We start from the raw sequence: 25,120 nt of genomic DNA, 5'->3' as shown, positions 1-25,120 counted from the left end.
AGGACCCGCCCACCAGGGAGCCCCGCATGACCCCCGTGAGCAGCTACCGCCGTGTGCGGATGCTGTGGCCCGACCACCTGGGCCTCGCCCGTGGCAAGTACCTGCCGACCCGCCGTGCCGAGGCCGGCAGCGGGTTCTGCGTGACGACCTTCGGCCTCACGTACGACCGCGACATCATCCCCGCGCCCGGCGCGCACATGCTCGACGGGCTGCGCGACGTCCACGGCACCGTCGACCCCGACTCGCTGCACCCGTCGTGGGACGACGACCGGACGGCGGTCGCCGTCGCCGACCTGGAGATCGACGGCGCCCCGTACCCGGTCTCGGCCAGGACGGCGCTGAAGAACGCCGTCGCCGGCTGGGCCGACCTCGGCCACCGCGCGAAGGTCGGCATCGAGCTCGAGGGCTACCTCCTCGCACCCGACGGCGAGGGCGGCTGGACGCGCTTCGCCAACCCGCGCTCGATGGTCTACGGCACCGGCCGGCTCGGCGACCCGAGCGGCTTCCTCGAGGACGTCCTCGAGACCGCCGACCGCTGCGGGTTCGCGGTGGAGTCCGCGAGCGTCGAGTTCGACGAGTCGCAGTTCGAGTTCACCCTCGAGTACGGCGACGCGCTCGCGGTCGCGGACGACGCCTTCCTGTTCCGGCTGCTGGTCCGGGAGCGGGGCCTCGCGCTCGGGCTCGACTTCACCTTCCTCGGCAAGCCGTTCCCGACGGTCGCCGGCTCCGGCCTCCACGTGAACTTCTCGATGGCGGACGCCGACGGGCGCAACGCCTTCTACGACCCGCACGCCGAGCACGGCCTCGCCGAGGTCGGCCGGCAGAGCGTCGCCGGGCTCTGCGAGCACCACCGCGCGCTCATCGCGCTCTGCGCCCCGACGGTCAACGCCTACCGCCGCCTGCAGCCGGGCACGCTCGCGGGCTACTGGGCGAACTGGGGCGTCGACCACCGCAACGTGAGCAACCGGATCCCGGCCGAGGCCGGCACCGCGATGCGCGTCGAGAGCCGGGTCGGCGACGGCTCGATGAACGTGCACCTCGGCGTCGCCGCGGTGCTGCGCGCGGCGTGGCTCGGTGCGACGGCGAAGGCCGAGCCGCCGCCCGCCTACACCGGCGACGGCTTCGAGGACGGCGGCACCGACGTCACGGCGCCGACGAGCCTCGGCGAGGCGCTCGACGCGCTCGAGGCCGACACCGCGCTCGTCGAGGCGGTCGGCGCCGAGCTCGTCGCGAACCTCGTCGGGGTCAAGCGGGCCGAGCTCGAGAAGTTCGAGGCATCCGGGTCGACCCTCGACGGCGAGACGCTGTCGGACTTCGAGAAGGCGTTCTACCTGCCGTACCACTGACGCCAGCGCCGACGCCGGCACCGACGCACGGGCGTGCGTCAGCCGCGCCCGCCGCGACGGGCGAGGGCCTCGAGGAGCAGCCTCAGGGCGAACTCGAAGTCCTCGCCCGCACCGCGGTAGAGCACCGGGGCCAGCGCGACGAGCGCCGGGTACCGGTCGGCGTCCAGGGCGAGGTAGTCGGCCCGCCACCGGTCGTACGTCGCGGCCCGGCCGGGGGCGCCGAGCGCGTCGACCGGCTGGTCGATGACGGCGGAGCCGACGGTGAGCTCGACGACGGCGTGGTAGCCGCGGGCGACGTCGGCGTCGGGCAGGCCGAGCGCCCGGAGCAGCCCGAGCAGCCGCTCGGTGAGCGTGACCTCGTTGACCCGCCGGGTCGGGCCCTGCGCGAGCACCCGCGCAGCGGCGGGCCGGGAGAGCAGCCGGCCGCGGAGCGCCGAGAGGACGGCGACGAGGGCCTCGACCGGGTCGTCGACGCCGTCCGCGACGTCGCAGACGCCGGCGAGCGTTCGGTCGGCCACGGCGCACATGAGCTCGTGCTTGTCCGGGAAGTGCCGGTACACCGCCGTCGGGTGGACCCCGAGCCGGGCGCCGAGGTCGCGCAGGCTCACGGCGTCCGCATCGCCGCCGGACATCTCCCAGGCGACCGCGACGATCTCGTCGGCGCTCAGCGGAGCGCGCCGGGTGCGGTCGCTCACTGCTGCACTCCTCCCGACGCGGCGGCCGTCCATATGCCCTCTGAGGTAGATCGCCGTACATATCGAGAGCGATCTACCTCTGAGGCGCTGTCGACTGTAGTGGCGCCGACCTCAGCCTCGGCGCGGGTTGACCCGCCTGGTCGGTGCCGCGGCGAGCGGGTCCTCGGGCCAGGGGTGCCGTGGGTAGCGGCCGCGCAGGTCGGCGCGGACGCCGGGGTACCCGTTGCGCCAGAACGACTCCAGGTCGCTCGTCACGGCGACCGGGCGGCCGGCGGGGGAGAGCAGCCGCAGCACGAGCGGGCGGCCGGCGACCCGCGGGGACGCCGTCCAGCCGAAGACCTCCTGCACCTTGACCGGGAGCGCCGGGGCGTCCGGGTCGGTGTAGTCGACGGCGACCTTCGACCCCGAGGGCACCTCGACGCGCTCGGGGGCGACGTCGTCGAGGGTCGCCACGAGCCGCCAGCCGGCGAGGGTGCGCAGCGCCGTCGTGACGTCGACCCTGAGCAGGTCACGGCGCGAGCGCGCCCCGGCGAGGTCGAGGTGCGCGAGCAGGCTCTCGTCGTCGACGGCCGGCCACGGGTCGCCGAGGCCGGACCGGCAGGCGGCGAGCCGGCGCCGCAGCGCGAGGGCGTTCTCGCTCCAGCGCAGCAGGTCGAGGCCCTCGGCGCGCAGCCCCGCGGCGACGGCGGCGGCGACGAGGGCCGGGTCCGGGGAGCGCAGCGGGCGCTCCGCGAGGACGACGGCACCGAGCCGCTCGAGCCGCCGCGACCGGACGTCGCCGCCCGCCCAGACCACCTCGTCGACCTCCTCGAGCAGGTGCGCGCCGACCTCGCGCGCCGTCGCCTCGTCGACCGGGACGGCGGCCCGCACCCGGGCGTCGCGGCGCCCCGGCGGGCGGTCCGCCACGGCGATCGCGAGCCACGTGGCGTCGGCGAGCCGGGTGCCGTCGCCGAGCTCGGCGGCGGTGCCCGACGCCATGAGGTAGCTGCGGTCGCCGGCCCGGCGCCGGCGCGCGAGCCGCTCGGGGAAGGCGAGGCCGACGACGACCCCGGCCGCCTCGTCGAGCGACGGCCCGTCCGCCGGCCCGGACGGCGCACCGCCTCGTGCCGCCGGGCCCTCGACCGCCCGGAGCAACCGCCGCGTCTCGTCCTGCCAGCGCTGGGAGCCCGGGTCCCGCCCGGTCCGCAGCGCCCGCCAGCGGGCGACGAGGTCGTCGCCACCGGCCCCGCCCGGGCCGGTCCCCGCGTCGTCGGACAGCAGCGCGACGACCTCCGCGGCCCGCCGCGCACCGACGAGCGGTGCCCCGTCGAGCAGAGCGCGGGCCAGCCGCGGATGCGCCCCGACCCGGGCGAGGGCCCGGCCGCGCGGTGTGGCCCGGCCGTCGCCGTCCAGGGCGCCGAGGCCGTGCAGGGTCGCCTCGGCGACATCGAGCGCGGCGACCGGGGGAGCGTCGACGAGCGCGAGGCCGCGACCACGCGGTGCGCCCCAGCACGCGAGCCGCAGCGCGAACGCCGTGAGGTCGGCCGTCCCCACCTCCGGCTCGGGCTGGGCGGCGAGCCGCTCGTGCTCGCCCTCCGGCCAGCAGCGGTAGACCGCGCCGGGTGCCTCCCGGCCGGCCCGGCCGGCCCGCTGGGTCGCGCCGGCGCGGGAGACCCGCACGGTGACGAGGGCGTCGAGCCCGCGCCCGAGGTCGGTCCGCGGCACCCGGGCCAGCCCGGCATCGACGACCACCCGGACCCCCGGCACGGTGACGCTGCTCTCCGCCACCGCCGTCGCGAGCACGACGCGGCGCCGTCCGGGGGTCGGGCGCAGCGCCGCGTCCTGGACGTCCCCGCGCAGCCGGCCGTGCAGCGGGACGACGTCGAGCGGGGCGCCTCCCGGGTCGGTCGCGCCCGCGAGCCGACCGGTCAGGCCGCCGATCTCGCCGGCGCCGGGAAGGAAGACGAGCACGTCCCCGGCGCGCTCGGTGAGAGCCCGCCGGACGACGGTCGCGACGTGGTCGAGCAGCCGCGGGTCGACGCGCAGCCCGTGCGGCGGCGCGATCCCGGCGGGCGGCGGGCACCAGACCGGCTCGACGGGGAACAGGACGCCGTCCGCCTCGACGACGGGGGCCGCCCCGCCCGGCAGACCGTCGCCCGGGCCGCCGTCCACGGCCGCGTCGCGGCCGAGCGCCGCCGCGACCCGTTCGGCGTCCGCGGTCGCCGACGTGGCGAGCAGCCGCAGGTCCGGCCGCAGCGCCGCCCGGACGTCGACGCAGAACGCGAGCGCCAGGTCGGTGTCGAGGTGCCGTTCGTGCACCTCGTCGAGCATGACGACGCCGACCCCGGCCAGCTCCGGGTCCGCGAGCAGCCGCTGCACGAGCAGCCCGGTCGTGACGACCTCGACCCGGGTGCGCGCCGACGTCCGGGACTCCCCGCGCACGGTGAACCCGACGAGGCCGCCGACCTGGTCGCCGACGAGGTCCGACATCCGCCGGGCCGCGGCGCGCGCGGCGAGCCGGCGCGGCTCGGCGACGAGCACCCGGACCGGCGGGGTGCCCGCGGACGGTCCGTCGTCCGGCTCGTCGAGCAGACCGGCGAGCGCGAGCGGCACGAGCGTCGTCTTGCCGGTGCCGGGCGGCGCGACGAGCACGGCGGTCCCCGCGGCGTCGAGCGCGGCGAGGACCGCCGGAAGGACGGCGCGCAGCGGCAGGTCCGTCCCGGGTCTCACGCCCGCCAGTCTGCCCTGTGCCCCGGACGCTCCCGCCGGGCCCTGCGCGCGGGTGCGGCACCCGGGACCGCTCGTTAGCGTGACCGGCATGCCCGAGCCGTCCGCAGCGTTGGCCCTGTCGTGACCGAGCCCGACCCCGCGCCCGAGCAGGAGCGCCGTCCCGTCATCCTCACCGTCGACGACGACCCGTCCGTCTCCCGTGCCGTCGCACGGGACCTGCGCCGCCGGTACGGCGACCGGCACCGGGTCGTCCGCGCGTCGTCCGGGGCAGAGGCCCTCGACGCGCTCAAGGAGCTCAGGCTGCGCGGCGAGCCGGTCGCCGTCCTGCTCGCCGACTACCGGATGCCGCAGATGAACGGCATCGAGTTCCTCGAGGCCGCGATGGACCTGTTCCCGCGGGCCCGCCGCGCGCTGCTCACCGCCTACGCCGACACCGACGCCGCGATCCGCGCGATCAACGACGTGGACGTCGACCACTACCTGCTCAAGCCGTGGTCGCCCCCGGAGGAGAAGCTCTACCCCGTCATCGACACGCTCCTGGAGCTGTGGGCGGCGAGCGGTGAGGCCGCCGTGACGGTGACGAAGGTCGTCGGGCACCGGTTCTCCCGGCCGAGCTTCGAGGTCCGGGACTTCCTGGCGCGCAACGCCGTCCCGTACCGCTGGTACGCCGCCGACGAGCCGGACGGCGCGCGGTTGCTCGCCGCGAGCGACTCGACGCCGCACGACGTGCCGGTCGTCGTGACCGCCGACGGCACGGTGCTGCGGGCCCCGACGCTCGCCGACCTCGCGACGAGCGTCGGCCTGTCGACCGTGCCGACCGAGGACTTCTACGACGTCCTCATCGTCGGGGCCGGCCCGGCCGGCCTCGGCGCCGCGGTGTACGGCGCGTCCGAGGGGCTGCGCACGGTGCTCGTCGAGCGCCAGGCCGCCGGCGGGCAGGCCGGGCAGAGCTCGCGGATCGAGAACTACCTCGGCTTCCCCGACGGGGTCTCGGGCGGGCAGCTCACCGACCGGGCCCGCCGGCAGGCGGTGAAGTTCGGTGCCGAGGTGCTCACGGCGCGCACGGCCGTCGGCATCGACGCGACCGGGCCGCGCCGCGTCGTCCGGTTCGACGACGGCACGCGCATCGCCGCGCACACGGTGATCCTCGCGACCGGCGTCGCGTACCGGCAGCTCGACGCGGACGGCGCCGACCGCTTCGTCGGCAGCGGGGTCTACTACGGCTCGACGGCGACCGAGGCCGCGACGTGCGCGGGCGAGCACGTCGTCGTCGTGGGCGGGGCGAACTCGGCCGGGCAGGCCGCGGTCTTCCTCGCCCGGCACGCCGCGCGGGTGACCCTCGTCGTCCGCGGGCGTGACCTGGAACGGTCGATGTCGCACTACCTCATCGAGCAGGTGCGGGCCGTGCCGAACATCGAGGTCCGGCTGTGCACCCGGGTCGCCGCGCTGGACGGCGAGGACCACCTCGAGCAGGTCACGCTCGCCGACGACGCGACGGGCACCTCGACGACGGTGCGGACCGGGCACGTCTTCGTGTTCATCGGCGCGTCGCCGATGACGGCGTGGCTGCCGGATGCCGTGCACCGCGACGACGCGGGCTTCGTCCTCACCGGCCCCGACCTCGTCCGGGACGGCGCACCGCCGCCGGGCTGGTCGCCGGACCGCGACCCGTACCTGCTCGAGTCGAGCGTGCCCGGGGTGTTCGTCGCCGGCGACGTCCGGTCGCAGTCGGTGAAGCGGGTGGCGTCCGCGGTCGGCGAGGGGGCCCTCGCGGTGACCCTCGTGCACCGGTACCTGGAAGGGCGGTGACCGCGTGACGGTCGACGGGACGACGGCCGGCCCGGAGCGGGTCGGCCCCGACGTGCTGCGCACGCTGTTCCTCTTCGAGTCGCTGGACGACGACAAGCTCGGCTGGCTCGCGGCGCACGGCCGGGTCGAGCGCCGGACGGCGGGGGAGGCCGTCTACACCCAGGGCGACCCCGCGACGTGCTTCTTCGTGCTGCTCGAGGGCACCGTCGTCATGCGGCGCCGGGTCGAGGACCACGAGCTCGAGATCATCCGGACGAGCCAGCGCGGCGCCTACGCGGGGGCGACCCAGGCGTACGTCCGGACGCCGGAACCGTTGCCGTACAGCGCCTCCATGGAGGCAGTCACCGACGCGGCGCTGCTCGCGCTGGACGCCGACGAGTTCGCCGTCGAGATCCGCACCTGGTTCCCGATGGCGATGCACCTGCTCGAGGGCCTGTTCGTCGGGATGCGCTCGAGCAACGAGATCGTCGCCCAGCGGGAGCGGCTGCTCTCTCTCGGCCGGCTCACCGCGGGGCTCACGCACGAGCTGAACAACCCGGCCGCGGCCGCCGTCCGGGCGACCGCGACGCTGCGGGAACGGTTCGCCGCGATGCGGCACAAGCTCGCGAGCCTCGCCGACGGCAAGCTCGACGCGGACACGCTCATCCGGCTCACCGACGTCCAGGAGGAGGCCGTGGCCCGGCTGGCGTCGGCGCCCGAGCTGTCGCCGCTCGAGACGAGCGACGCCGAGGACGAGCTGACCGACTGGCTCGACGAGCACGAGGTCGCCAACGGGTGGGAGCTCGCGGCGACGCTCGTCGCCGCCGGGCTCGACACCGGCTGGCTCGACCGGGTCGCGGCCGCGGTGCCCCGGACCCATCTCGGTGGCGGGCTGCGCTGGGTGACGTACACCCTCGAGACGGAGATGCTCCTCAACGAGATCGACGACACGACGGGCCGGATCTCGGCGCTCGTCGGAGCGGCGAAGCAGTACTCCCAGATGGACCGGGCGCCGCGCCAGGACATCGACGTCCACGAAGGGCTCAAGTCGACGCTCGTCATGCTGGGCGCCAAGCTGCGGCCCGGGGTCACCGTCGTCAAGGACCTCGACCGGACGCTGCCCCGGATCCCCGCCTACCCCGGCGAGCTCAACCAGGTCTGGACGAACCTCGTCGAGAACGCCGTCCAGGCGATGGGCGGCCAGGGCGCGCTCACCGTGCGCACGGCACGCGACGGCGAGCACGTGCTCGTCGAGATCGGCGACACCGGGCCGGGCGTCCCGGCGGAGCTGCGGTCCAGGATCTTCGAACCGTTCTTCACGACGAAGCCGGTCGGCGAGGGGACCGGGCTCGGGCTCGACATCTCCTACCGGATCGTCGTCCAGCGGCACCGCGGCGACCTGCGCGTCGAGTCGGTGCCGGGAGACACCCGCTTCCAGGTCCGCCTCCCCCTCCACGACACCTGACCCGAGCTACTAGCGCGTATGACCCAGAAAACGGGTCATACGCGCTAGTAACTCCGGGGTGGGAGGGTGGGTCAGGCGGCGCGGACGACGAGGGTGCCGGCGGCGCGGTCGTGCAGGCCGCGGTTGTCGCGGTCGGTGAACAGCGGCGGGACGACGAGGACGAGCAGCAGCGCCCGGACGAGCGCCCGGGCCGGTCCCGGCGGGCGGCCGTCGAGGGTCTCGACCCTGATCCCGGCGACCCGGTGCCCGACCGTCATGCCCAGCGTCCCGACGAGCAGCACGTGCTCGGTCACGAGGACGACGAGCGCCATGAGGTCGGGGCGACCGACGGACGACAGCAGCCCCTGCGCGATGAGCACGCAGAGCAGCCAGTCGACGAGCAGGCCGACGACCCGCCGCCCGAAGGAGGCGACCGACCCGGCGCCCTGCGCGGGCCGGCCGAACCGGGCCCCGGCGTGGTCGGCGCCGTCGTCCACCGGCGTCCGCGACCCGCCCGGCCCGTCGAGCCACGAACCCATGTCGCGTCGTCCGGCCATGCCCCGAGGCTAGCCGGGGCGGCGCGCCGGGGCACCCGGGCCCCCGGGCGCGGGGTAGCGTCACACCGCCGACACCTGCGGTCGGCTCCCGTTACCTCACGGAAACAGACGGGACACTGGCGGGAAATCCCTGGTCCATAGTGTCCAGGGCGATTCCACGGGACTCCCCGATGACGCGGGCCCGCGGTGAACCCTGCCCGATGCCCGCTCCGCTCCCCAGCCCTGGAGGTTGGATGTTCAGCAATGGCGACGAGGTCCTCAAGTTCATCAAGGACGAGGACGTCAAGTTCGTGGACGTGCGGTTCTGCGACCTCCCCGGGGTCATGCAGCACTTCAACGTGCCGGCCGCGTCGGTCGACGCAACGTTCTTCGCCGAGGGCCAGATGTTCGACGGTTCGTCGATCCGTGGCTTCCAGGCGATCAACGAGTCGGACATGAAGCTCATCCCGGACGTCGGCACCGCCTACATCGACCCGTTCCGCACGGAGAAGACGCTCAACATCAACATGAGCATCGTCGACCCGTACACGGACGAGGCCTACAGCCGCGACCCGCGCCAGGTGGCCCGCAAGGCCGAGGCGTACCTCAAGTCGACGGGCATCGCGGACACCGCGTTCTTCGCCCCGGAGGCGGAGTTCTACGTCTTCGACGACGTCCGCTTCGAGACGAAGCAGAACGCCGGGTACTACCACATCGACTCCATCGAGGGCGCCTGGAACACCGGGCGCGTCGAGGAGGGCGGCAACCGCGGCTACAAGACCCGGTACAAGGGCGGCTACTTCCCCGTCCCGCCGGTCGACCACTACGCGGACCTGCGCGACCAGATGTCGAAGACCCTGGACTCTCTCGGCCTGCAGGTCGAGCGCGCCCACCACGAGGTCGGCACCGCGGGCCAGGCGGAGATCAACTACCGCTTCGACACGCTGCTCAAGTCGGCCGACAAGGTCATGCTCTTCAAGTACGTCATCAAGAACGTGGCGTGGGAGGCCGGCAAGACGGCGACCTTCATGCCGAAGCCGCTCTTCGGTGACAACGGCTCGGGCATGCACTGCCACCAGTCGCTCTGGAAGGACGGCGAGCCGCTCTTCTACGACGAGCGCGGCTACGGCGGCCTGTCCGACATCGCGCGCTGGTACATCGGCGGCCTCCTGCACCACGCCCCGTCGCTGCTCGCCTTCACCAACCCGACGGTGAACAGCTACCGCCGCCTGGTGCCGGGCTACGAGGCGCCGGTCAACCTGGTCTACTCGGCCCGCAACCGCTCCGCCTGCGTGCGGATTCCGGTCACCGGCTCGAACCCGAAGGCCAAGCGCATCGAGTTCCGGGTGCCCGACCCGTCGAGCAACCCGTACCTCGCGTTCGCCGCCCAGCTCATGGCCGGCATCGACGGCATCAAGAACCGGATCGAGCCGCTCGCACCGGTCGACAAGGACCTCTACGAACTGCCGCCGGAGGAGCACGCCTCGATCCCGCAGGTCCCCGGCTCGCTCGGCGCCGTCCTCGACGCTCTCGAGGCCGACCACAGCTACCTCTCCGAGGGTGGCGTGTTCACCGAGGACCTCATCGACACGTGGATCGACTTCAAGCGTCAGCAGGAGATCCTCCCGATCTCCCTGCGGCCGCACCCCCACGAGTTCGAGCTGTACTACGACATCTGAGATCGCGTCGTCCGAAGGGCCTCTGACCAGGGAAGATCCCGGGTCGGAGGCCCTTCGCGTGCTGTCGGCCGGTGCCGGCGCAGCCGTCGCGACGCGCCGGATCATGACGCGGGGCGCGCGGCGCAGTAGGGTCCCTGGTCAGCGCCGCCGATTGGGACCACCCGGGAGCGGCGGAAGGTGGTGCGAACGATGACGGATCCTGCAGGCCCCGCGCAGCGGGCCGGTGCCCGGCTCGACGCCGTGGCACGCGGTCTGCGGCACCCGCGCCGGCAGCTGCGCAGGTTCCAGGCCGCGCGCCGCCGCCGCCTCCTCCTCGAGGCGAACCGCCGGCTCGAGGCGAGCCGCCGACCCGACGCGAGCGGATCGCCGCTGCCCGAGGGCTGCCTGGTCTGCGGGTCGACGAAGACCCGGTCGCAGACCGTCCAGCGCCCCAAGCGGGCCTACGAGCTGCGGATCTGCTCGCAGTGCGGCTACGTCTCGAACGGCACGAACACGGTGGACTACACGAAGTTCACCTCGGTCAACCGGTTCGAGCTGACGGCGCGGGTCGGCACCGCGGACCGGCCGGGCCGGGAGTTCCAGATGGCCCGGATGGGCGTCCAGGTGCTCGGCCGCACGGGCTTGCGGGTCAACGTGTTCGGCGCCGGTCGCAGCCAGGACTACCTGCACGTGCGCGCCCTGCCCGGCGTGGAGCGGGCGATCATCAGCGACGTGGTCGACCTCGGGCTCGACGAGGACTTCCTCAACGTCCGGGACGGCACGACCGAGCGGTTCGACCTCGTCGTCGCCTGCGAGGTCGTCGAGCACTTCACGGACCCGACGACCGAGTTCCGCCGGCTGTTCGACCTGCTCACGCCCCAGGGGCTGCTCGTCTGCTCGACGAACATCTACGACGGCGGCAACCTGGAGCGTCAGGAGTACCTCTACCGCCGCGGTCACGTCTCCTACTACGCACCCCGGACCATCGCCCGGATCGCCCGCGCGAGCGGTGTGCGGTTCGACTTCCGGGTGCCGCAGATGGCCACGAGCACCGGCGGCCCGCGCAAGCGGTACGTGCTGTTCAGCCCGTCGGCGGACGTCATGGACCGCGTCGCCGTCTACTTCGGGCAGCACATGTACGCGCCGTCCGAGGACCCGAACGTCGACCTCACGCCGAAGACGGCGACGAGCCTGCCGGTCGCAGGCCCGTCGCCGTCCGCGTGAGCGCGGGTCAGAGGATGTAGAGCATCTCCTGGTACGTCGGCAGCGGCCAGAGGTCGTCGGCGACGACGCCCTCGAGCGCGTCGGCGGCGGTCCGGACGGCGGCCATCGCCGGCAGCAGGACGTCCCGGGCGTACGTGGCCTCCTCGAGCGGCTCCTCCCCCGCGTCGGCGGCCAGTGCCGCGCCGAGGGTCGTGAGCGCCGCCCGCAGGTCCCCGAGCGGGCCGGTCACCGTCTCCAGCGAGGCGAGGTCGGCGTCCACCCCGGCCGCCTTGAGCGCGCCGACGTTGACGGCCAGCTCGGTCTGGTAGCGGACGGCGGCCGGCAGCACGACGGTCGCGCCGATCTCGTGCGTGAGGCGCGCCTCGACGCCGATCGTGAGCGTGTAGTGCTCCAGACCGATCTCGTAGCGGCTGTGCATCTCACGGTGGTTGAAGACCTTGTACTTCTCGAAGAGCTCCATCGCCTCCGGGGAGACGAGCTCGGGGAGCGCGTCGAGCGTCGTCCGCAGGTTCGGCAGCCCGCGCTCGGCAGCCTCGACCTGCCACTTCTCCGAGTAGCCGTCGCCGTTGAAGACGACCGCGCCGTGGGTGTTGATGATCTCGGTGAGGACGGTCTGTACCGCGGCGTTGAAGTCGGTCCCGGCGGCGACCGCTGCCTCGAGCTCCGTCGCGATGTGGTCGAGCGCCTCGGCCATGATCGTGTTCAGGGTGACCATCGGGCCGGCGACGGTCTGCATCGAACCGGGTGCACGGAACTCGAACCTGTTGCCGGTGAAGGCGAAGGGGCTCGTCCGGTTGCGGTCGCCCGGGTCGGTCGGCAGGACGGGCAGCGTGTCGACGCCGATCGTCAGGCGGCCCTTGCTCTTCGACGACGTCGCGGCCCCAAGGGCGATCTGCTCGAAGACGCCGGCGAGCTGGTCGCCGAGGAAGATCGAGATGATCGCGGGCGGGGCCTCGTTCGCGCCGAGCCGGTGGTCGTTGCTCGCCGACGCGACGGACGCGCGGAGCAGGCCGGCGTACTTGTGGACGGCCCGGATGACGGCGGCGCAGAACACGAGGAACTGCGCGTTGTCGTGCGGGTTGTCGCCGGGCAGGAGCAGGTTGCCCTCGGTCGCGTTGCCGATCGAGAAGTTCACGTGCTTGCCGGAGCCGTTGACGCCGGCGAAGGGCTTCTCGTGGAAGAGGCACTCCATGCCGTGCTTGCGCGCGATCGACTTGAAGGTCGTCATGAGCAGCTGCTGGTGGTCGGACGCCACGTTCGCGCGCTCGAACATCGGCGCGATCTCGAACTGGCCCGGCGCGACCTCGTTGTGCCGCGTCTTCGCCGGGATACCGAGCTTGAACAGGGCGCGCTCGGTGTCGAGCATGAAGCCGAGCACCCGCTCGGGGATGGCCCCGAAGTAGTGGTCGTCGAACTCCTGGCCCTTGGGCGGCTTGGAACCGAAGAGGGTGCGGCCGGCGTTGAGCAGGTCGGGACGGGCCAGCACGAAGTGCCGGTCGACGAGGAAGTACTCCTGCTCCGGGCCGCAGTACGACACGACGCGCGCGGGAGTGTGCCCGAACAGGCGCAGGATCCGCTCGGCGTGGTCCGCCATCGCCTGCTGGGAGCGCAGCAGCGGCGTCTTGTGGTCGAGCGCCTCGCCGGTCATGGAGACGAAGACCGTCGGGATGCACAGGGTGTTGCCGTTCGGGTTCTCGAGCACGTACGCCGGGCTGGTGACGTCCCAGCCGGTGTACCCGCGGGCCTCGAACGTGTTGCGCAGGCCGCCGTTCGGGAAGCTCGAGGCGTCCGGCTCGCCCTGGATGAGCGTCTTGCCGGCGAACTCGGCGATGGCGCCGCCGTCCCCGATCGGCTCGAAGAAGCTGTCGTGCTTCTCCGCGGTGAGGCCGGTCAGCGGGTAGAAGACGTGCGCGTAGTGGGTGGCGCCCTTCTCGAGCGCCCAGTCCTTCATCGCCGAGGCGACGGCGTCCGCGACGAGCGGGTCGAGCGGCGCGGTGTGCTCGATCGTGGCGAGGACGGACTTGAAGACCGACTTCGGAAGCCGCTGCTGCATCACGGCGCGGCTGAACACGTTCTCGCCGAAGATCTCGCCCGGCTTCTCCTCGGCCATGAAGCTCACCGCAGGAGGCACGTAGGCCTCGACGTCCTTGATCGCCTGGATCCGAGCGTCGTTCCCACCCATGTGCTGCCACTCCCTGTCGTCGTCCGTGCGGCAGAGGTCTGCCGAAGATCGACGCTAGGTAGCCCCGCTACACCGAATGTTTCGGGGAGGTCATCGTTGTGGTTCGCGGCGCCGAAGACGTGTGCTGAGCGTCACGGGTGCTGCGGCGTCGCGATCGTCGGGACCGACACGATGCGCAGCGCGGCCTCGTCCCGGTCGAGCACCCGCACCAGCCGGACCGTCGGCACCATCTGCGCGAACTGCCGGCCCGCCTCCCACGTGCGCGCCTCGCCGAGCGGGTCGAGCAGGACGACGCGCGCGCCGTCGACGACGGGGATGTCCGCCGGGACGCCCTCGTTCCAGATCCAGTGCCCCTCGCCGTCCACGAGGTGGAACCGCGCCTGCATCCCGCCGTCGGGGCGCAGCGGGCCGTCGGTCGCGGCGGCGACCTCCGCGGCGGACGGCGGCATGCCGGGGAGCAGCCGGTCGTCGGTCATGCTCAGCAGCGTCGCCGCGAGCAGCGTGTGCAGCTGGAAGTTGTCGCCGATCCCGCCGACGGTGAGCGCCCAGCCGCGCCCGCTCGGCCGGTGCAGGACGAGCATCTGCTCGTCGTCGAGCACCCGGAGCAGGTCGACGAGCCAGTCGAGGTCGTAGCGGACGTCCTGGAGCGCCTCCACGGCGTCCTCGACCTCCTCGCGGCGCGGCAGGCCGGTCCGGACGGCGGCCTGCTGGAGGAACGTCGTGAGCGCCATCGTCCACTGCCCGAGCATGAACCAGGCCGCGGCGAGCCGGCGCAGCCCGTCGTCGGCCGGCTCCCCGCCCGCGAGCCGGGCGACGACGGCCTCGAACGTCGCGGGGTCGTCCACCGGCTCCGGCGGTGCGAGCCGGACGGCGAGCCGCCAGCGCCGGGCGAACTCCGTCGCCGCCTCCGCCGCCTCGAGCCAGCCGTCGACGACGGCGGGCACCGCGGGTGCCGGGTCGGCGCCACGCTCCACGAGCGCCCCCGCGAGCACGGCGAGCCGGCTCCCGCGGCCGGGCGGCAGCCCGTCGAACAGGGAGCCGATGCGCTCCAGCGCACGGGTCGCCGCGGCGGCGTCCGCCGACCCGACCTGCTGCCACACGGCCTGCATCGCCCGGCCGGCCGCGGCCCCGTCGGCGCGCAGCGCCGACTCGAGCTCCCCGAGGACCCTGTCGATCACGCGGACCACGCTAGTGCTCGGCGGCGTCGCGGCGGGGGACGTCGGGCCGGACGTCATCCGGCCGGACGGCCCGTCATCCGCACGGCGCGGACGGCCAGGACCCGTCGGCGGCGGTCAGAGCCAGCCGTTGCGGCGGAACAGCCGGTACAGCGTCACGCAGGCGACCCCGATGACGGTGAGCACCCCGAAGTACCCGTAGCGCCAGTGCAGCTCGGGCATGGTGTCGAAGTTCATGCCGTAGATGCCGGCGATCGCCGTCGGTACGAGAGCGATCGCCGCCCAGGCCGAGATCTTGCGCATGTCCTCGTTCTGCCGGACGGCGATCTCGTTCTGCCGCACCGCGATCCGGCTCTGCCGGGCCGCGACCCGGGCCAGCTCGGCCTGGAGCACGTCGGAGAGCAGCCGGTCGTGCACCTCGATCGCGTCGGCGGCGCGCAGCACGTGGTCGTGGACGTCGCGGAAGTACTGGAGGAGCTCCGCGTCGACCCCGGCGACGGCGCCGTCCGCGAGCCGCTGGAGCGGCAGCGCGAGCGGCGCGACCGCCCGCCGGAACTCGGCGATCTCGCGCTTGAGCTTGTAGATGCGCTCGGAGTTCTCGTCGTCGTCGACGTCGTGCTGCTCGGCGCCGAAGACCTGCAGCTCGATCTCGTCGACGTCGACGTCGATCGAGGAGATCGCCTCCTCGTAGCCGTCGACGACGAGGTCCGCCGTCCGGTAGAGCACCCCCGTCGGGCCGTGCGTGGCGAGGTCGGACCCCTCGGCGTCGATCTCGGCGCGCACCCGGCGCAGGACGTCGCTGTGCCCGTGCCGGACGGTCACGACGAAGTTGCGCCCGAGGAAGACGGCGATCTCGGTGACGTCGACGACCTCCTCGTGGTCGACGTACCGCACGGGCTTGATGACGACGAACACGACGTCGCCGTAGACCTCGAGCTTGGGCCGCTGGTGCGCCTTGACGGCGTCCTCGACGGCGAGGGCCGGCAGCCCGAACGCGTCCGCGACGACGGAGATCTCCTCGGCGGTCGGCTGCTGGAGGCCGATCCAGACGAACCCCTTGCCGCCCTGCACCGTCCGCGCCGTCCGGCCCGCGTCGGCGAGGTCGATCCGGCCCGGACGGCGCCGGCCGTCCTCGTAGAGCGCGCAGTCGCCGATGACCTCGTCGATGCCCCGCCCCGGGCGGGCCTGGCCGTCGGACGTCGCGTCGCCGTCCTCGTCCGGGCCCGCGCCGTGCGCCCCGGTCGCGGCCCACGGCACCGCCCGCAGCGGGAGCGCACCCCGGGCCAGGCGCGCCGCCCGCCGCCACGTCGCGTCGTCCCGGCTCACGGCCACCTCCCGCCTCGGGCGGCGCACGCCCGCGCCGCTGCCACGACTGTACGAGCCGCGCGTGCACCACGCCGGGACGTGCCATGCTGGGCGCAGGCCCGTCGCGCCGCGATTACGGAAACCGACCGGAGATCCACCGAACGACGGAGTGCCTCGTCCGTACGGCCCCCCTCATGCAGGGGGTGGCCACCCCCCAAACTAGGGGGAATTTTAAGACTCCCTTAGCCATGAACCCTTTCGCGGTGCAGCCTCGGTAGTGACCGGCGGGGCAGCCGGTCCCTTGGGGACTGCGAAGGTATTGGGGCATCACATGAATCGCACCGCTGCGCTGCCGCGCGCCCTTGCGCGCCGGCTCCGATCTCTCGACAAGCCGACCCGGATGGGGCTCGCGGTCGTCCTCGCGGTCTCCGCGGGCGCTGTCGGCACGCTGAGCCTGGCCTCCTCGGCCTCGGCGGCCGTGCCGACCTTCCCGGACAACATCGTCGTCTTCCCCGACCGCGACTTCATCTCCGTCGACGGCTTCGACACCCACGTCGGCGAGACCGCACGCGTCGTCGTCACGCGGGACGGCCAGGTGACCGGCTCCGCCGAGGGCGTCCTCACCGGCGGCAGCCCGTCCATCGAGATCAACCACCCCGGCGGGTACTGCTGGGGCACCGGCACCGGGGCCCCGAACGTGACGCCGGACATCCAGGCCGGCGACAAGGTCTCGGTGTACGTCGGCAACGAGCTCCTCGGCGACACCACGACCATCGCGGCCAACATCGGCGCGTTCGGTGGTCCGGCGATCGAGATCGACGCGCTCGACCCGACGGTCCTGCGGCTCCGCGGCCACATCGGCGCCGGCGTCAACCTCGCGCAGCTCGAGCAGCGGATCGTCGAGCCGGCACTCACCGGTACCGAGATCGCGCGCCGTGACGTCCGGGCCACCCCGGGCCCGCTCACCCTCGACGCCCGGGGCCAGTACTCCTCGAGCCTGATCTTCAGCGACCAGAACGCGACGACCGGCCCGGTCGACTTCGTCGCGACCTACGAGTTCCTCAACGCCGAGACCGCGGCGATCGCCGCCGGCGGCGGCGCGCGCGCCATGGCGTGGGAGGTCGAGGACCTCGACGCGAACCGTCAGGGTCTGACGATCGCCGAGTTCGGCGAGCTCGGCGGCCCCGGCTTCGGCGGCTGCCCGAACGGCCCGCTGCAGTCCGGCCCGCCGGCGCCGACGAGCATCACGGTCGTCGAGGCGACGTCCGGCGGCGGCCACAACGTCGAGGTCACCTGGGTGCCGGCCGTTCCGGTCCCGGGCACCCCGGCCATCACCGGGTACCGGGTCCGCGCCGTCGGCGCACAGGACGCGAACCTCAAGCAGGCCGAGTTCGGCAAGCGGGTCAACAACGCGACCGCGACCGGCACGACGCTCACCGTGGACGGCGACCCGAACGCTTACACGTACGAGGTCACCTCGGTGAACGCCGCGGGGAACGAGACGAACCCGGCGGCGCAGCTGAGCATCACGCCGCCGGACGAGACGCCTCCGACCGCGTCGCTCACGCTGCCGGCCGGCCCCTACCTCGGCGCGACCCCGGTGACGCTGGCCTCCACCGAGGGCGGCGAGATCTACTACGCCCTCACCGCGCCGGGCGAGCCGGGCTTCCCGGACCTCACCGACGGGGACGTCCTCACCGGCAGCGTCCCGACGACGCTGTACACGGCGCCGTTCGACATCTCGGCGAGCACGAGGATCAGCGTCGTCGCGTTCGACGCCGCCGGGAACCCCTCGGCACAGGTCGACCAGCTCGTGACGTTCCTCGACGCGTCGACCCCGGACGCGCCGACCCTCACCGGCGCCGTCGGTGGGCTCGGCACGATCGACGTCGAGTTCACGGCCGTGGCCGACCCGCAGGACGCGCCGGTCACCCGGTACGACGTGACCTGGGCAGGGCCCGAGAACGGCTCGAAGCAGGTGTCCCCCGGCACGGGAACGCTGACAACCCAGATCACCGGCCTCGACGCCGGTGAGTACACGGTCACCGTGACCGCCCGGAACGCCGTCGGCGCCGGGCCGGCCTCCGGGCCCGCGACCGCGACGGTCGGCGAACAGGTCACCGTGAGCGCCGGCGCGGACAAGACCGCCGTCCGCGGCGGTGCGGCGGTCACGCTCAACGGCAGCTCGCCGATCAGCGGGGTGGCGTACACCTGGCAGCGGATCACCACGGCCGACCCCAACTCGGCCGTGATCGCGACCAGCCTGCTGTCCGCGACGGACGTCGCGGCGCCGACGGTGACGGTCCCGGTCCTCGGGCTGCCGACGTCCACCGCGACGAACGCCGCGGGCACGAACGCGGCGGTCTGGGAGGCGCGGAACGCTCCGCTCTTCTACAAGGTCACGGCCACGAAGGGCGGCCAGACCGCGGTCGACGTCGTCCAGGTGTCGATCCAGACCGACACGGTCTCGATCGCCACGGGCCGCTACCGGGCAGGCTCCGAGCTCCGCCTCAACGGCAGCGTCACCAACGGTGCCGCGACCGTGCGGATCTACCGGAAGAACACCACCGCAGGCGTCACGAACTACGTGTTCATCGGGAATGCCGTCATCACGGCAGCCCCCGGCGGCGCGACGTGGGAGCTGCGCCTGCGGAACGGGCAGACCCCGACCGTCAACGGTCCGTGGTACGCCTTCAGCTCCTTCGGTGGTGGCGCGGGTCCGTTCGCGACCTGACGCACAGCACCGTGCGCGACGGCCCGCCCGCCCCAGGCGGGCCGTCGTCCCCCGGGTCAGCCCCCTGACCTGGTTTCGGGCCCGGACGACGTTCCCCGCGTCGTCCGGGCCCGCTGCTGTTCCGGGACCCGGCGCGGGCGGACGCGTCAGGGCTTGGTGATGACGATGTCGCGGAAGACGACCTCGAAGCCGTCCCCGGCGGGCGAGGCGGCCATCGGGCCGACGAACGCGGGCAGGTCCGGGGGCAGGTAGCAGAGCCGGTGCGGCACCCAGGTCGCCCCGGCGTCGAGGGAGAACTCGACCGAGAGACCGTCGCCCGAGCGCACGACCCGCAGCCCGACCGGCCCGTCCACCCGGCCGACCGGGACGACGCTGCGGTCCGAGACGCCGTGGGTCACGACGGCGACGATCCTGTGCCCGCCGTCGACGCGCTCGACCGCCACGCTGATCCAGCGCTCGGCGTCCATCCGGACCATGAGGCCGGCCTGGTCGCCGCCGGCCCGGTACTGCCCCTCGACCGTCGTGCTCGCGACGAACTCGCCGAGCATCCGGGCGCCGAGGAAGTGCCCGTTGTCGTGGACGTAGCCGTAGTGGGTGTGGCGCCAGAAGTCGCTGCCCGGGTCTGCGGTGAGCACGATGTCCGGGCCGGAGCGGCGCCAGCGCGCGGGCTCGTGGAACCAGACGGGCTCGTCGCCGAAGACGCCGCGGGCGGGGGTCAGCTGCACCGGGCCATCCTGGCCGACGCGGTGGCCCCGCTGCACCCCGGGGCCGCCGGGACGCCGCGCTCAGCCGTAGAAGACCCGCTCCACCACCGAGCGCGCCCGGCGGGTCACCCGCAGGTAGTCCTCGTCGAGCTGCCCGGCGGACCCAGGCGGGTATCCGACGATCCGGGCGACGCCGTCCATCTCGCGGACCGTCTTCGGCAGCGCGTCCGACGGCCGGCCGCGCCACAGCACGGTCGCGTTGCGGACCCGGGAGGCGAGCGTCCACGCGAGCAGCAGCGCCCGGGCGTCCTCCTGGTCGAGCAGACCGGCCTCCGCGGCCGCGGCGAGCGCCCCCGTCGTCGAGGTCGTGCGCAGGCCCGGGACGGCGTGGCCGTGCTGGAGCTGGAGCAGCTGGACGGTCCACTCGACGTCCGAGAGCCCGCCGCGGCCGAGCTTGAGGTGCCGGTGCGGGTCCGCGCCGCGCGGCAGCCGCTCGGACTCCACGCGGGCCTTGATCCGGCGGATCTCCTTGACGGCCGCCTCGGGCAGCCCGCCCTCGGGCCAGCGCAGCGGGTCGACGAGCGCGACGAACCGCAGCGCGAGGTCCTCGTCACCGGCGATCGGCACGGCCCGGGTGAGCGCCTGCGCCTCCCACGTCGACGACCAGCGCCCGTAGTACTCCGCGAACGAGTCCAGGGTGCGCACCAGCGGGCCGTTGCGGCCCTCGGGCCGCAGGTCCGCGTCGACGTCGAGCGCCGGCTCCGGGCCGGGCATCCGGAGCATCCGGCGCAGCTCGGAGACGACGGCCATCGCGGCGTCCTGGGCCTGCTTCTCGTCGGCACCGGGCAGCGGCTCGTGGGCGAACATGACGTCCGCGTCGCTGCCGTAGCCGGCCTCGCTGCCGCCGAGCCGGCCCATGCCAACGACGAGCAGCCGGGTCGGCAGCGTGCCGCCGGTGCGCTGCGCGACGGCCGCGGACGCCGCCCGCAGCGTGCCGTCGACGGCCGCCACCGCGGCGTCCGACAGCCCCCGCCCGACCGCTGCGAGGTCGGCGAGCCCGACGAGGTCCGCGATCGCCGTCCGGACGATCTCCCGCCGCCGGACGGCGCGTGCGGCGATGACGGCGCCTTCCGGGTCGCGGTCGTGCCGGTCGGCGGCCCGCCGGACGGCGTCGATCATCGCCGACCGCGGCCGCGGCCTCAGCTCGGCCTCGTCGCCGAGCATCGCGACCGCCTCCGGGCCGAGCTCGAGCAGCTCTGAGACGAGCCGGCTCGACGCGAGGACGTGCGCCATCCGCTCCGCCGCGGCCCCGGAGTCGCGGAGCATCTTGAGGTACCAGTGCGTCGTCCCGAGCTCGTCGCTGACCCGGCGGAACGACAGCAGCCCGGCGTCCGGGTCCGCTCCCCCGGCGAACCAGCCGAGCATGACCGGCAGCAGCTGGCGCTGGATCGCGGCCCGCCGGCTGACGCCCGACGTGAGCGCCTCGATGTGCCGCATCGCGCCGCCGGGGTCGCGGTAGCCGAGCGCCCGCAGCCGGGCCGTCGCGGCCTCGGGCGTGAGCCGGACCTCGTCGGTCGTGAGCCGGGCGGCGGCGGCGAGCAGCGGCCGGTAGAAGAGCTTCTCGTGCAGCCGCCGGACCTCGCGGGCCCGGGCCTGCCAGGTCTCCTCGAGCTCGACGGCCGGCGTCCGGCGGAACCCGAAGGACCGGCCCATCCGGCGCAGGTCCGCCTCGGCGTCCGGGACGACGTGGGTGCGGCGCAGCCGGAACAGCTGCACCCGGTGCTCGAGGGTGCGCAGGAAGCGGTAGGCCCGGTCCATCTCGGCGGCGTCGTCACGGCCGACGTAGCCGTACGTCGAGAGCAGCTCCAGGCCCTGGGTCGTGTTGCCCGTGCGCAGCCGTGGCTCGACCCGGCCGTGGACGAGCTGGAGCAGCTGGACGCTGAACTCCACGTCCCGCAGGCCGCCCGGGCCGAGCTTGATCTGGCGGGCCGCCTCCTTGGCGGGCACGTGCTGCTCGACGCGGCGGCGCATCGCCTGGACGTCCTCGACGAAGTTCTCCCGCTGCGAGGCCTGCCACACCATCGGCTCGAGCGCGTCGAGGTAGGCCTCGCCGAGCGCGAGGTCACCGGCGACCGGGCGGGCCTTGAGCAGCGCCTGGAACTCCCAGGTCGCCGCCCACCGCTGGTAGTAGGAGCGGTGGCTCTCGAGGGTCCGCACGAGCGGCCCGGCCTTGCCCTCCGGGCGCAGGTTGGCGTCGACCGGCCAGAGCGTGCCCTCGGCCGTGGCGGCGGAGCAGGCCCGGGCCAGGCCCGCGGCGAGCCGGGTTCCGGTGGCGAGCGCGGCGGTCTCGGCGTCCGGGTCGCCGGCGAGCTCCTCGGGGGGCTCGACGACGTAGACGACGTCGACGTCGCTCACGTAGTTGAGCTCGCGGCCGCCGCACTTGCCCATCCCGATCACCGCGATCCGGCACGGGGCGGCGTCCGGCGGCAGCTCGCTGCGGGCGATCGCGAGCGCGGTCTCCAGCGCGGCCGCGGCGAGGTCGGCGAGCTCGCGGCCGACCGCGGGCATCGCGACGACCGGGTCGGGCGCGGTGAGGTCGAGCCCGGCGACGGCGAGCAGCCGGCGGCGGTAGGCGACCCGCAGCGCGTCGGTCGCCTCCTCCGGCGGCAGGTCCGCCACCGGCTCCGCGGCGTCCGGGTCGGCGCCGACCGCCAGCAGGAGCTCGGCGCGCATCGCGGGCGCGGTGCGGCTCTCCTCGTCGTCCTCGACGAGCACCGTCCAGTGCTCCGGGTGGCGGGCGAGGTGGTCGCCGAGCGCCGCCGACGCGCCGAGGACGGCGACGAGCCGGTCCCGGGCCGGCCCCCCGGAGCGCAGGACGGCGCGCAGCCGCGCGGGGTGGGCACCGAGCAGGGCGATCTCGCCGGTCGACGGTGCGGCGGGGCGCTCGTCCGCGCCGTCGAGGTCGAACGCGGCGAACGGGTCGTCGGGCTGCAGGCCGATGAGCTGCTCGAGGATCCGCACGAGCGAGAGCAGCGCGAGGTCCGGGTCCGGCGCCTCGCCGAGCGCGGAGAGCGCGCCGTCCTCGAAGAGGTCCTCGAACGGGTCGACGATCCCGGCGAGCGCCGGGTCCTCGAGGAGCCGCTCGGCCTTCGGGACGTCGACGAACCCCAGGCGGGCCAGCTGGCCCCCGAGGCTGCCGCGCCGGGGCCTGGACGTGCTCACGTCCGCCACCGTAGCCCGTCCGCCCTGTGCCGTCGGACCGGTGCCGACGGCGGCGCCGGGCGACGGTCAGCGGCGGGCGACGTACGCGGCGACGACGTCCGCGAACGCGACCGCGTGGGTGCGGGCGACGCGCGCGAGCGACTCCTCGCCGGCGGCGAGCGCCGGCCGCAGGTCGTCGGGGTGCAGCCCGGCGCCGACGACGGTGCCGTGGCCGCCGACGAGCCAGCTCTCGTAGTCCGCGGCGGTGACCTCGGGGTGGTACTGGACGCCCCAGGCCCGCTCCCCCAGCCGGAACGCCTGCCGGGCGTACCGCTGCCCGGTCGCGAGCGGGACGGCGCCCGGCGGCAGCTCGGTCACGGTGTCCTGGTGCCAGTGCGCGACGCCGATCCGCGGCCCGGCCTCGGCGTGGACCGCGCCGAGCAGGGCGTCGTCCGCCGCCGCGGGCAGCAGGTCGACCTCGACGTAGCCGATCTCCAGCCCGTGCGTGCCGCGCTCGGCCCGCCCGCCGGTGGCCATCGCCAGCAGCTGGAAGCCCAGGCAGATGCCGAGCGTGGGGACGCCGCGGTCGACCGCCTCGGCGAGCAGCGCCCGGGTGCCGGGCAGCCAGGGGGCGACGTCGTCCTCCCAGGCGGCCATCACCCCGCCGAGCACGACGATCGCGTCGTGCCCGGAGAGGTCGGCCGGCAGGTCGTCGCCCGAGCCGGGGTGCCGGTCGTCGACGCACGCCGGGCCGAGTCGCTCACGCAGGTACGGGTCGAGCCGTCCGAGGCCGGAGTCGTCCTCGTGGACGACGACGAGCACGCGGGCAGCGGTGGCGGCGTCCGACGGGGGCGTCGGGGTGGACAGCGTCGTCATCGGTCACTCGTCATCGGTCGCGACGGTCAGAGCATCGGGAGGTAGCGGTTGAGCTCGAACGCGGTGATCTGGTGCCGGTACTCCGCCCACTCGGCGCGCTTGTTGCGCAGGAAGTAGTCGAAGACGCCCTCGCCGAGGGTCTCGGCGACGAGCTCGGACTCCTCCATGATCTGGATCGCGTTGTCCAGGCTCGTCGGCAGCGGCTTGATCCCGAGGGCCCGGCGCTCGGCGTCGGTGAGCGACCAGACGTCGTCCTCGGCGCCGTCCGGCAGGTCGAGCCCGTCCTCGATGCCCTTGAGCCCGGCCGCGAGCATGATCGCGAACGCGAGGTAGGGGTTCGCGGCGGAGTCGATCGCGCGGTACTCGATGCGCGTCGAGTTGCCCTTGCCCGGCTTGTACATCGGCACCCGGATGAGCGCCGACCGGTTGTTGTGGCCCCAGCAGACGTAGCTCGGGGCCTCTCCGCCGCCCCACAGCCGCTTGTACGAGTTGACCCACTGGTTCGTCACCGCGGTGATCTCGGCGGCGTGCGCGAGCAGGCCGGCGATGAACTGCCGCGCCACCTTGCTCAGCTGGAACTCCGCGCCCGCCTCGTGGAAGGCGTTGCGGTCGCCCTCGAAGAGCGACAGGTGGGTGTGCATGCCGGAGCCGGGGTGGTCCGCGAACGGCTTGGGCATGAACGTCGCGTAGATGCCCTGCTCGAGCGCGACCTCCTTGATGACGCTGCGGAAGGTCATGATGTTGTCGGCCGTGCTGAGCGCGTCGGCGTAGCGCAGGTCGATCTCGTTCTGGCCGGGGCCGCCCTCGTGGTGGCTGAACTCCACCGAGATGCCCATCGACTCCAGGACACCGATCGCGGCCCGCCGGAAGTCGTGCGTCGTGCCCCGCGGGACGTGGTCGAAGTACCCGGCGCGGTCGACGGGCTCGGGGTCGCGGCCCGGCGCCCACTCGTCCTTGAGCAGGTAGAACTCGATCTCGGGGTGCGTGTAGAACGTCAGCCCGTGGCCGGCGGCCTTGTGCAGCGCGCGGCGCAGGACGTTGCGCGGGTCCGACATCGACGGCTCGCCGTCCGGGGTGAGGACGTCGCAGAACATCCGCGCGGTGCCGTGGTGGTCCCCGCGCCAGGGCAGGACGGCGAACGTCGCCGGGTCCGGCCGGACGAGCATGTCGGCCTCGTAGACCCGGGCCAGGCCCTCGATCGCGGAGCCGTCGAAGCCGATGCCCTCGGAGAACGCCCCCTCGAGCTCGGCAGGGGCCACGGCCACCGACTTGAGCGAGCCGAGGACGTCGGTGAACCACAGCCGGACGAACCGGATGTCACGCTCCTCGATCGTGCGGAGGACGAACTCCTGCTGCCTGTCCACGGTCACACTCGCTCATCGATCGGGGGCTCCCGCCCGAACCGGTTGTACGGATCCGCCCAGCCTCACAGGGCCGCGTGTCGCCGCGGTAACAGGCTACGGCCTGGACCTCGCCACGGCGGGAGGCGGCCCCGTCGCCCGGGCACGGTCACCGGCGGGCCGCCGGGCGCTAGCCTGGCCCG

The 25,120-nt window shown here is 74.1% G+C and carries 16 protein-coding genes; 6 read left to right on the top strand and 10 right to left on the bottom strand.

The genetic code is table 11. The features are described 5' to 3' along the window. Positions 1-26: 26 nt before the first annotated feature. A complete protein-coding gene (locus EDJALFJO_RS23810; protein WP_088288794.1) occupies positions 27-1,346 on the top strand; it encodes a glutamine synthetase family protein in 1,320 nt (439 codons plus the stop codon). Between the two features lie 38 nt (positions 1,347-1,384). On the opposite strand, the gene EDJALFJO_RS23805 is transcribed toward EDJALFJO_RS23810, so the two are convergent. Both EDJALFJO_RS23805 and hrpB read right to left on the bottom strand, forming a co-directional pair. Beyond that, complete coding sequence (locus tag EDJALFJO_RS23805; protein ID WP_158220545.1) at positions 1,385-2,041, bottom strand: TetR/AcrR family transcriptional regulator; 657 nt, start codon at positions 2,039-2,041, stop codon at positions 1,385-1,387. Positions 2,042-2,152: 111 nt separating this feature from the next. Beyond that, positions 2,153-4,750 carry an ATP-dependent helicase HrpB gene (hrpB, locus tag EDJALFJO_RS23800; RefSeq protein ID WP_233149999.1) on the bottom strand — a complete coding sequence of 866 codons (2,598 nt, stop codon included), beginning with the start codon at positions 4,748-4,750 and terminating at the stop codon, positions 2,153-2,155. A 120-nt stretch (positions 4,751-4,870) separates the two neighbouring features. Here hrpB and EDJALFJO_RS23795 point away from each other — a divergent pair, with 120 nt between their 5' ends. Both EDJALFJO_RS23795 and EDJALFJO_RS23790 read left to right on the top strand, forming a co-directional pair. After that, positions 4,871-6,559 (top strand): FAD-dependent oxidoreductase, encoded by a 1,689-nt coding sequence (locus EDJALFJO_RS23795; RefSeq protein WP_088288791.1) that lies wholly within the window; start codon positions 4,871-4,873, stop codon positions 6,557-6,559. A 4-nt stretch (positions 6,560-6,563) separates the two neighbouring features. After that, positions 6,564-8,003, top strand: coding sequence for an ATP-binding protein (locus EDJALFJO_RS23790; protein WP_088288790.1), 1,440 nt, complete (start codon positions 6,564-6,566; stop codon positions 8,001-8,003). Positions 8,004-8,074: 71 nt separating this feature from the next. Here EDJALFJO_RS23790 and EDJALFJO_RS23785 read toward each other — a convergent pair whose 3' ends face one another. Then, positions 8,075-8,539 carry an RDD family protein gene (locus EDJALFJO_RS23785; RefSeq protein WP_088288789.1) on the bottom strand — a complete coding sequence of 155 codons (465 nt, stop codon included), beginning with the start codon at positions 8,537-8,539 and terminating at the stop codon, positions 8,075-8,077. A gap of 233 nt (positions 8,540-8,772) precedes the next feature. Between EDJALFJO_RS23785 and glnA the strand changes: the two genes are divergently transcribed. Next, positions 8,773-10,197 (top strand): type I glutamate--ammonia ligase, encoded by a 1,425-nt coding sequence (gene glnA / locus EDJALFJO_RS23780; protein ID WP_088288788.1) that lies wholly within the window; start codon positions 8,773-8,775, stop codon positions 10,195-10,197. Between the two features lie 189 nt (positions 10,198-10,386). Further along, a complete protein-coding gene (locus EDJALFJO_RS23775; RefSeq protein ID WP_088288787.1) occupies positions 10,387-11,400 on the top strand; it encodes a bifunctional 2-polyprenyl-6-hydroxyphenol methylase/3-demethylubiquinol 3-O-methyltransferase UbiG in 1,014 nt (337 codons plus the stop codon). 7 nt (positions 11,401-11,407) lie between these two features. Here the strand turns inward: EDJALFJO_RS23775 and EDJALFJO_RS23770 are convergent, their stop codons facing one another. From EDJALFJO_RS23770 to EDJALFJO_RS23760, 3 genes are all read right to left on the bottom strand, one after another. Continuing rightward, positions 11,408-13,582 carry a glutamine synthetase III gene (locus EDJALFJO_RS23770; protein WP_088288786.1) on the bottom strand — a complete coding sequence of 725 codons (2,175 nt, stop codon included), beginning with the start codon at positions 13,580-13,582 and terminating at the stop codon, positions 11,408-11,410. A 131-nt stretch (positions 13,583-13,713) separates the two neighbouring features. Continuing rightward, on the bottom strand, positions 13,714-14,760 hold the full coding sequence (locus EDJALFJO_RS23765) for a hypothetical protein (RefSeq protein WP_143448742.1): 1,047 nt from the start codon (positions 14,758-14,760) through the stop codon (positions 13,714-13,716). Between the two features lie 114 nt (positions 14,761-14,874). Then, positions 14,875-15,924 carry a magnesium and cobalt transport protein CorA gene (locus tag EDJALFJO_RS23760; protein ID WP_088288837.1) on the bottom strand — a complete coding sequence of 350 codons (1,050 nt, stop codon included), beginning with the start codon at positions 15,922-15,924 and terminating at the stop codon, positions 14,875-14,877. Positions 15,925-16,393: 469 nt separating this feature from the next. Between EDJALFJO_RS23760 and EDJALFJO_RS23755 the strand changes: the two genes are divergently transcribed. Then, on the top strand, positions 16,394-18,796 hold the full coding sequence (locus tag EDJALFJO_RS23755; protein WP_088288784.1) for a fibronectin type III domain-containing protein: 2,403 nt from the start codon (positions 16,394-16,396) through the stop codon (positions 18,794-18,796). A 146-nt stretch (positions 18,797-18,942) separates the two neighbouring features. On the opposite strand, the gene EDJALFJO_RS23750 is transcribed toward EDJALFJO_RS23755, so the two are convergent. The 4 genes from EDJALFJO_RS23750 to EDJALFJO_RS23735 all read right to left on the bottom strand — a co-directional run bounded on the left by EDJALFJO_RS23750 (position 18,943) and on the right by EDJALFJO_RS23735 (position 24,941). Further along, complete coding sequence (locus EDJALFJO_RS23750; protein WP_158220544.1) at positions 18,943-19,521, bottom strand: DUF1349 domain-containing protein; 579 nt, start codon at positions 19,519-19,521, stop codon at positions 18,943-18,945. 60 nt (positions 19,522-19,581) lie between these two features. Beyond that, the gene (locus EDJALFJO_RS23745; RefSeq protein ID WP_088288836.1) at positions 19,582-22,722 is read right to left on the bottom strand and encodes a bifunctional [glutamine synthetase] adenylyltransferase/[glutamine synthetase]-adenylyl-L-tyrosine phosphorylase; all 3,141 of its coding nucleotides are present in this window, start codon (positions 22,720-22,722) and stop codon (positions 19,582-19,584) included. Positions 22,723-22,788: 66 nt separating this feature from the next. After that, positions 22,789-23,577: a type 1 glutamine amidotransferase gene (locus EDJALFJO_RS23740; RefSeq protein WP_088288782.1), complete on the bottom strand. Its 789-nt coding sequence runs from the start codon at positions 23,575-23,577 to the stop codon at positions 22,789-22,791. 26 nt (positions 23,578-23,603) lie between these two features. Further along, positions 23,604-24,941, bottom strand: coding sequence for a glutamine synthetase family protein (locus EDJALFJO_RS23735; protein WP_088288835.1), 1,338 nt, complete (start codon positions 24,939-24,941; stop codon positions 23,604-23,606). Between the last annotated feature and the right edge of the window lie 179 nt (positions 24,942-25,120).

It is taken from the genome of Kineosporia sp. A_224 (genome assembly GCF_002198655.1).
GTDB lineage: Bacteria > Actinomycetota > Actinomycetes > Actinomycetales > Kineosporiaceae > R-H-3.
The sequence above is the reverse complement of the archived record's forward strand: the minus strand, read 5'-3'. Positions and strand labels throughout refer to the sequence as shown.

Excerpts from the sequence above, each read along its gene's own strand:
- EDJALFJO_RS23810 (WP_088288794.1), top strand. The coding sequence starts at position 27 with ATGACCCCCGTGAGCAGCTACCGCCGTGTGCGGATGCTGTGGCCCGAC.
- EDJALFJO_RS23755 (WP_088288784.1), top strand. The coding sequence starts at position 16,394 with ATGAATCGCACCGCTGCGCTGCCGCGCGCCCTTGCGCGCCGGCTCCGA.
- EDJALFJO_RS23770 (WP_088288786.1), bottom strand. The coding sequence starts at position 13,582 with ATGGGTGGGAACGACGCTCGGATCCAGGCGATCAAGGACGTCGAGGCC.
- EDJALFJO_RS23785 (WP_088288789.1), bottom strand. The coding sequence starts at position 8,539 with ATGGCCGGACGACGCGACATGGGTTCGTGGCTCGACGGGCCGGGCGGG.
- EDJALFJO_RS23740 (WP_088288782.1), bottom strand. The coding sequence starts at position 23,577 with ATGACGACGCTGTCCACCCCGACGCCCCCGTCGGACGCCGCCACCGCT.
- EDJALFJO_RS23775 (WP_088288787.1), top strand. The coding sequence starts at position 10,387 with ATGACGGATCCTGCAGGCCCCGCGCAGCGGGCCGGTGCCCGGCTCGAC.
- glnA (WP_088288788.1), top strand. The coding sequence starts at position 8,773 with ATGTTCAGCAATGGCGACGAGGTCCTCAAGTTCATCAAGGACGAGGAC.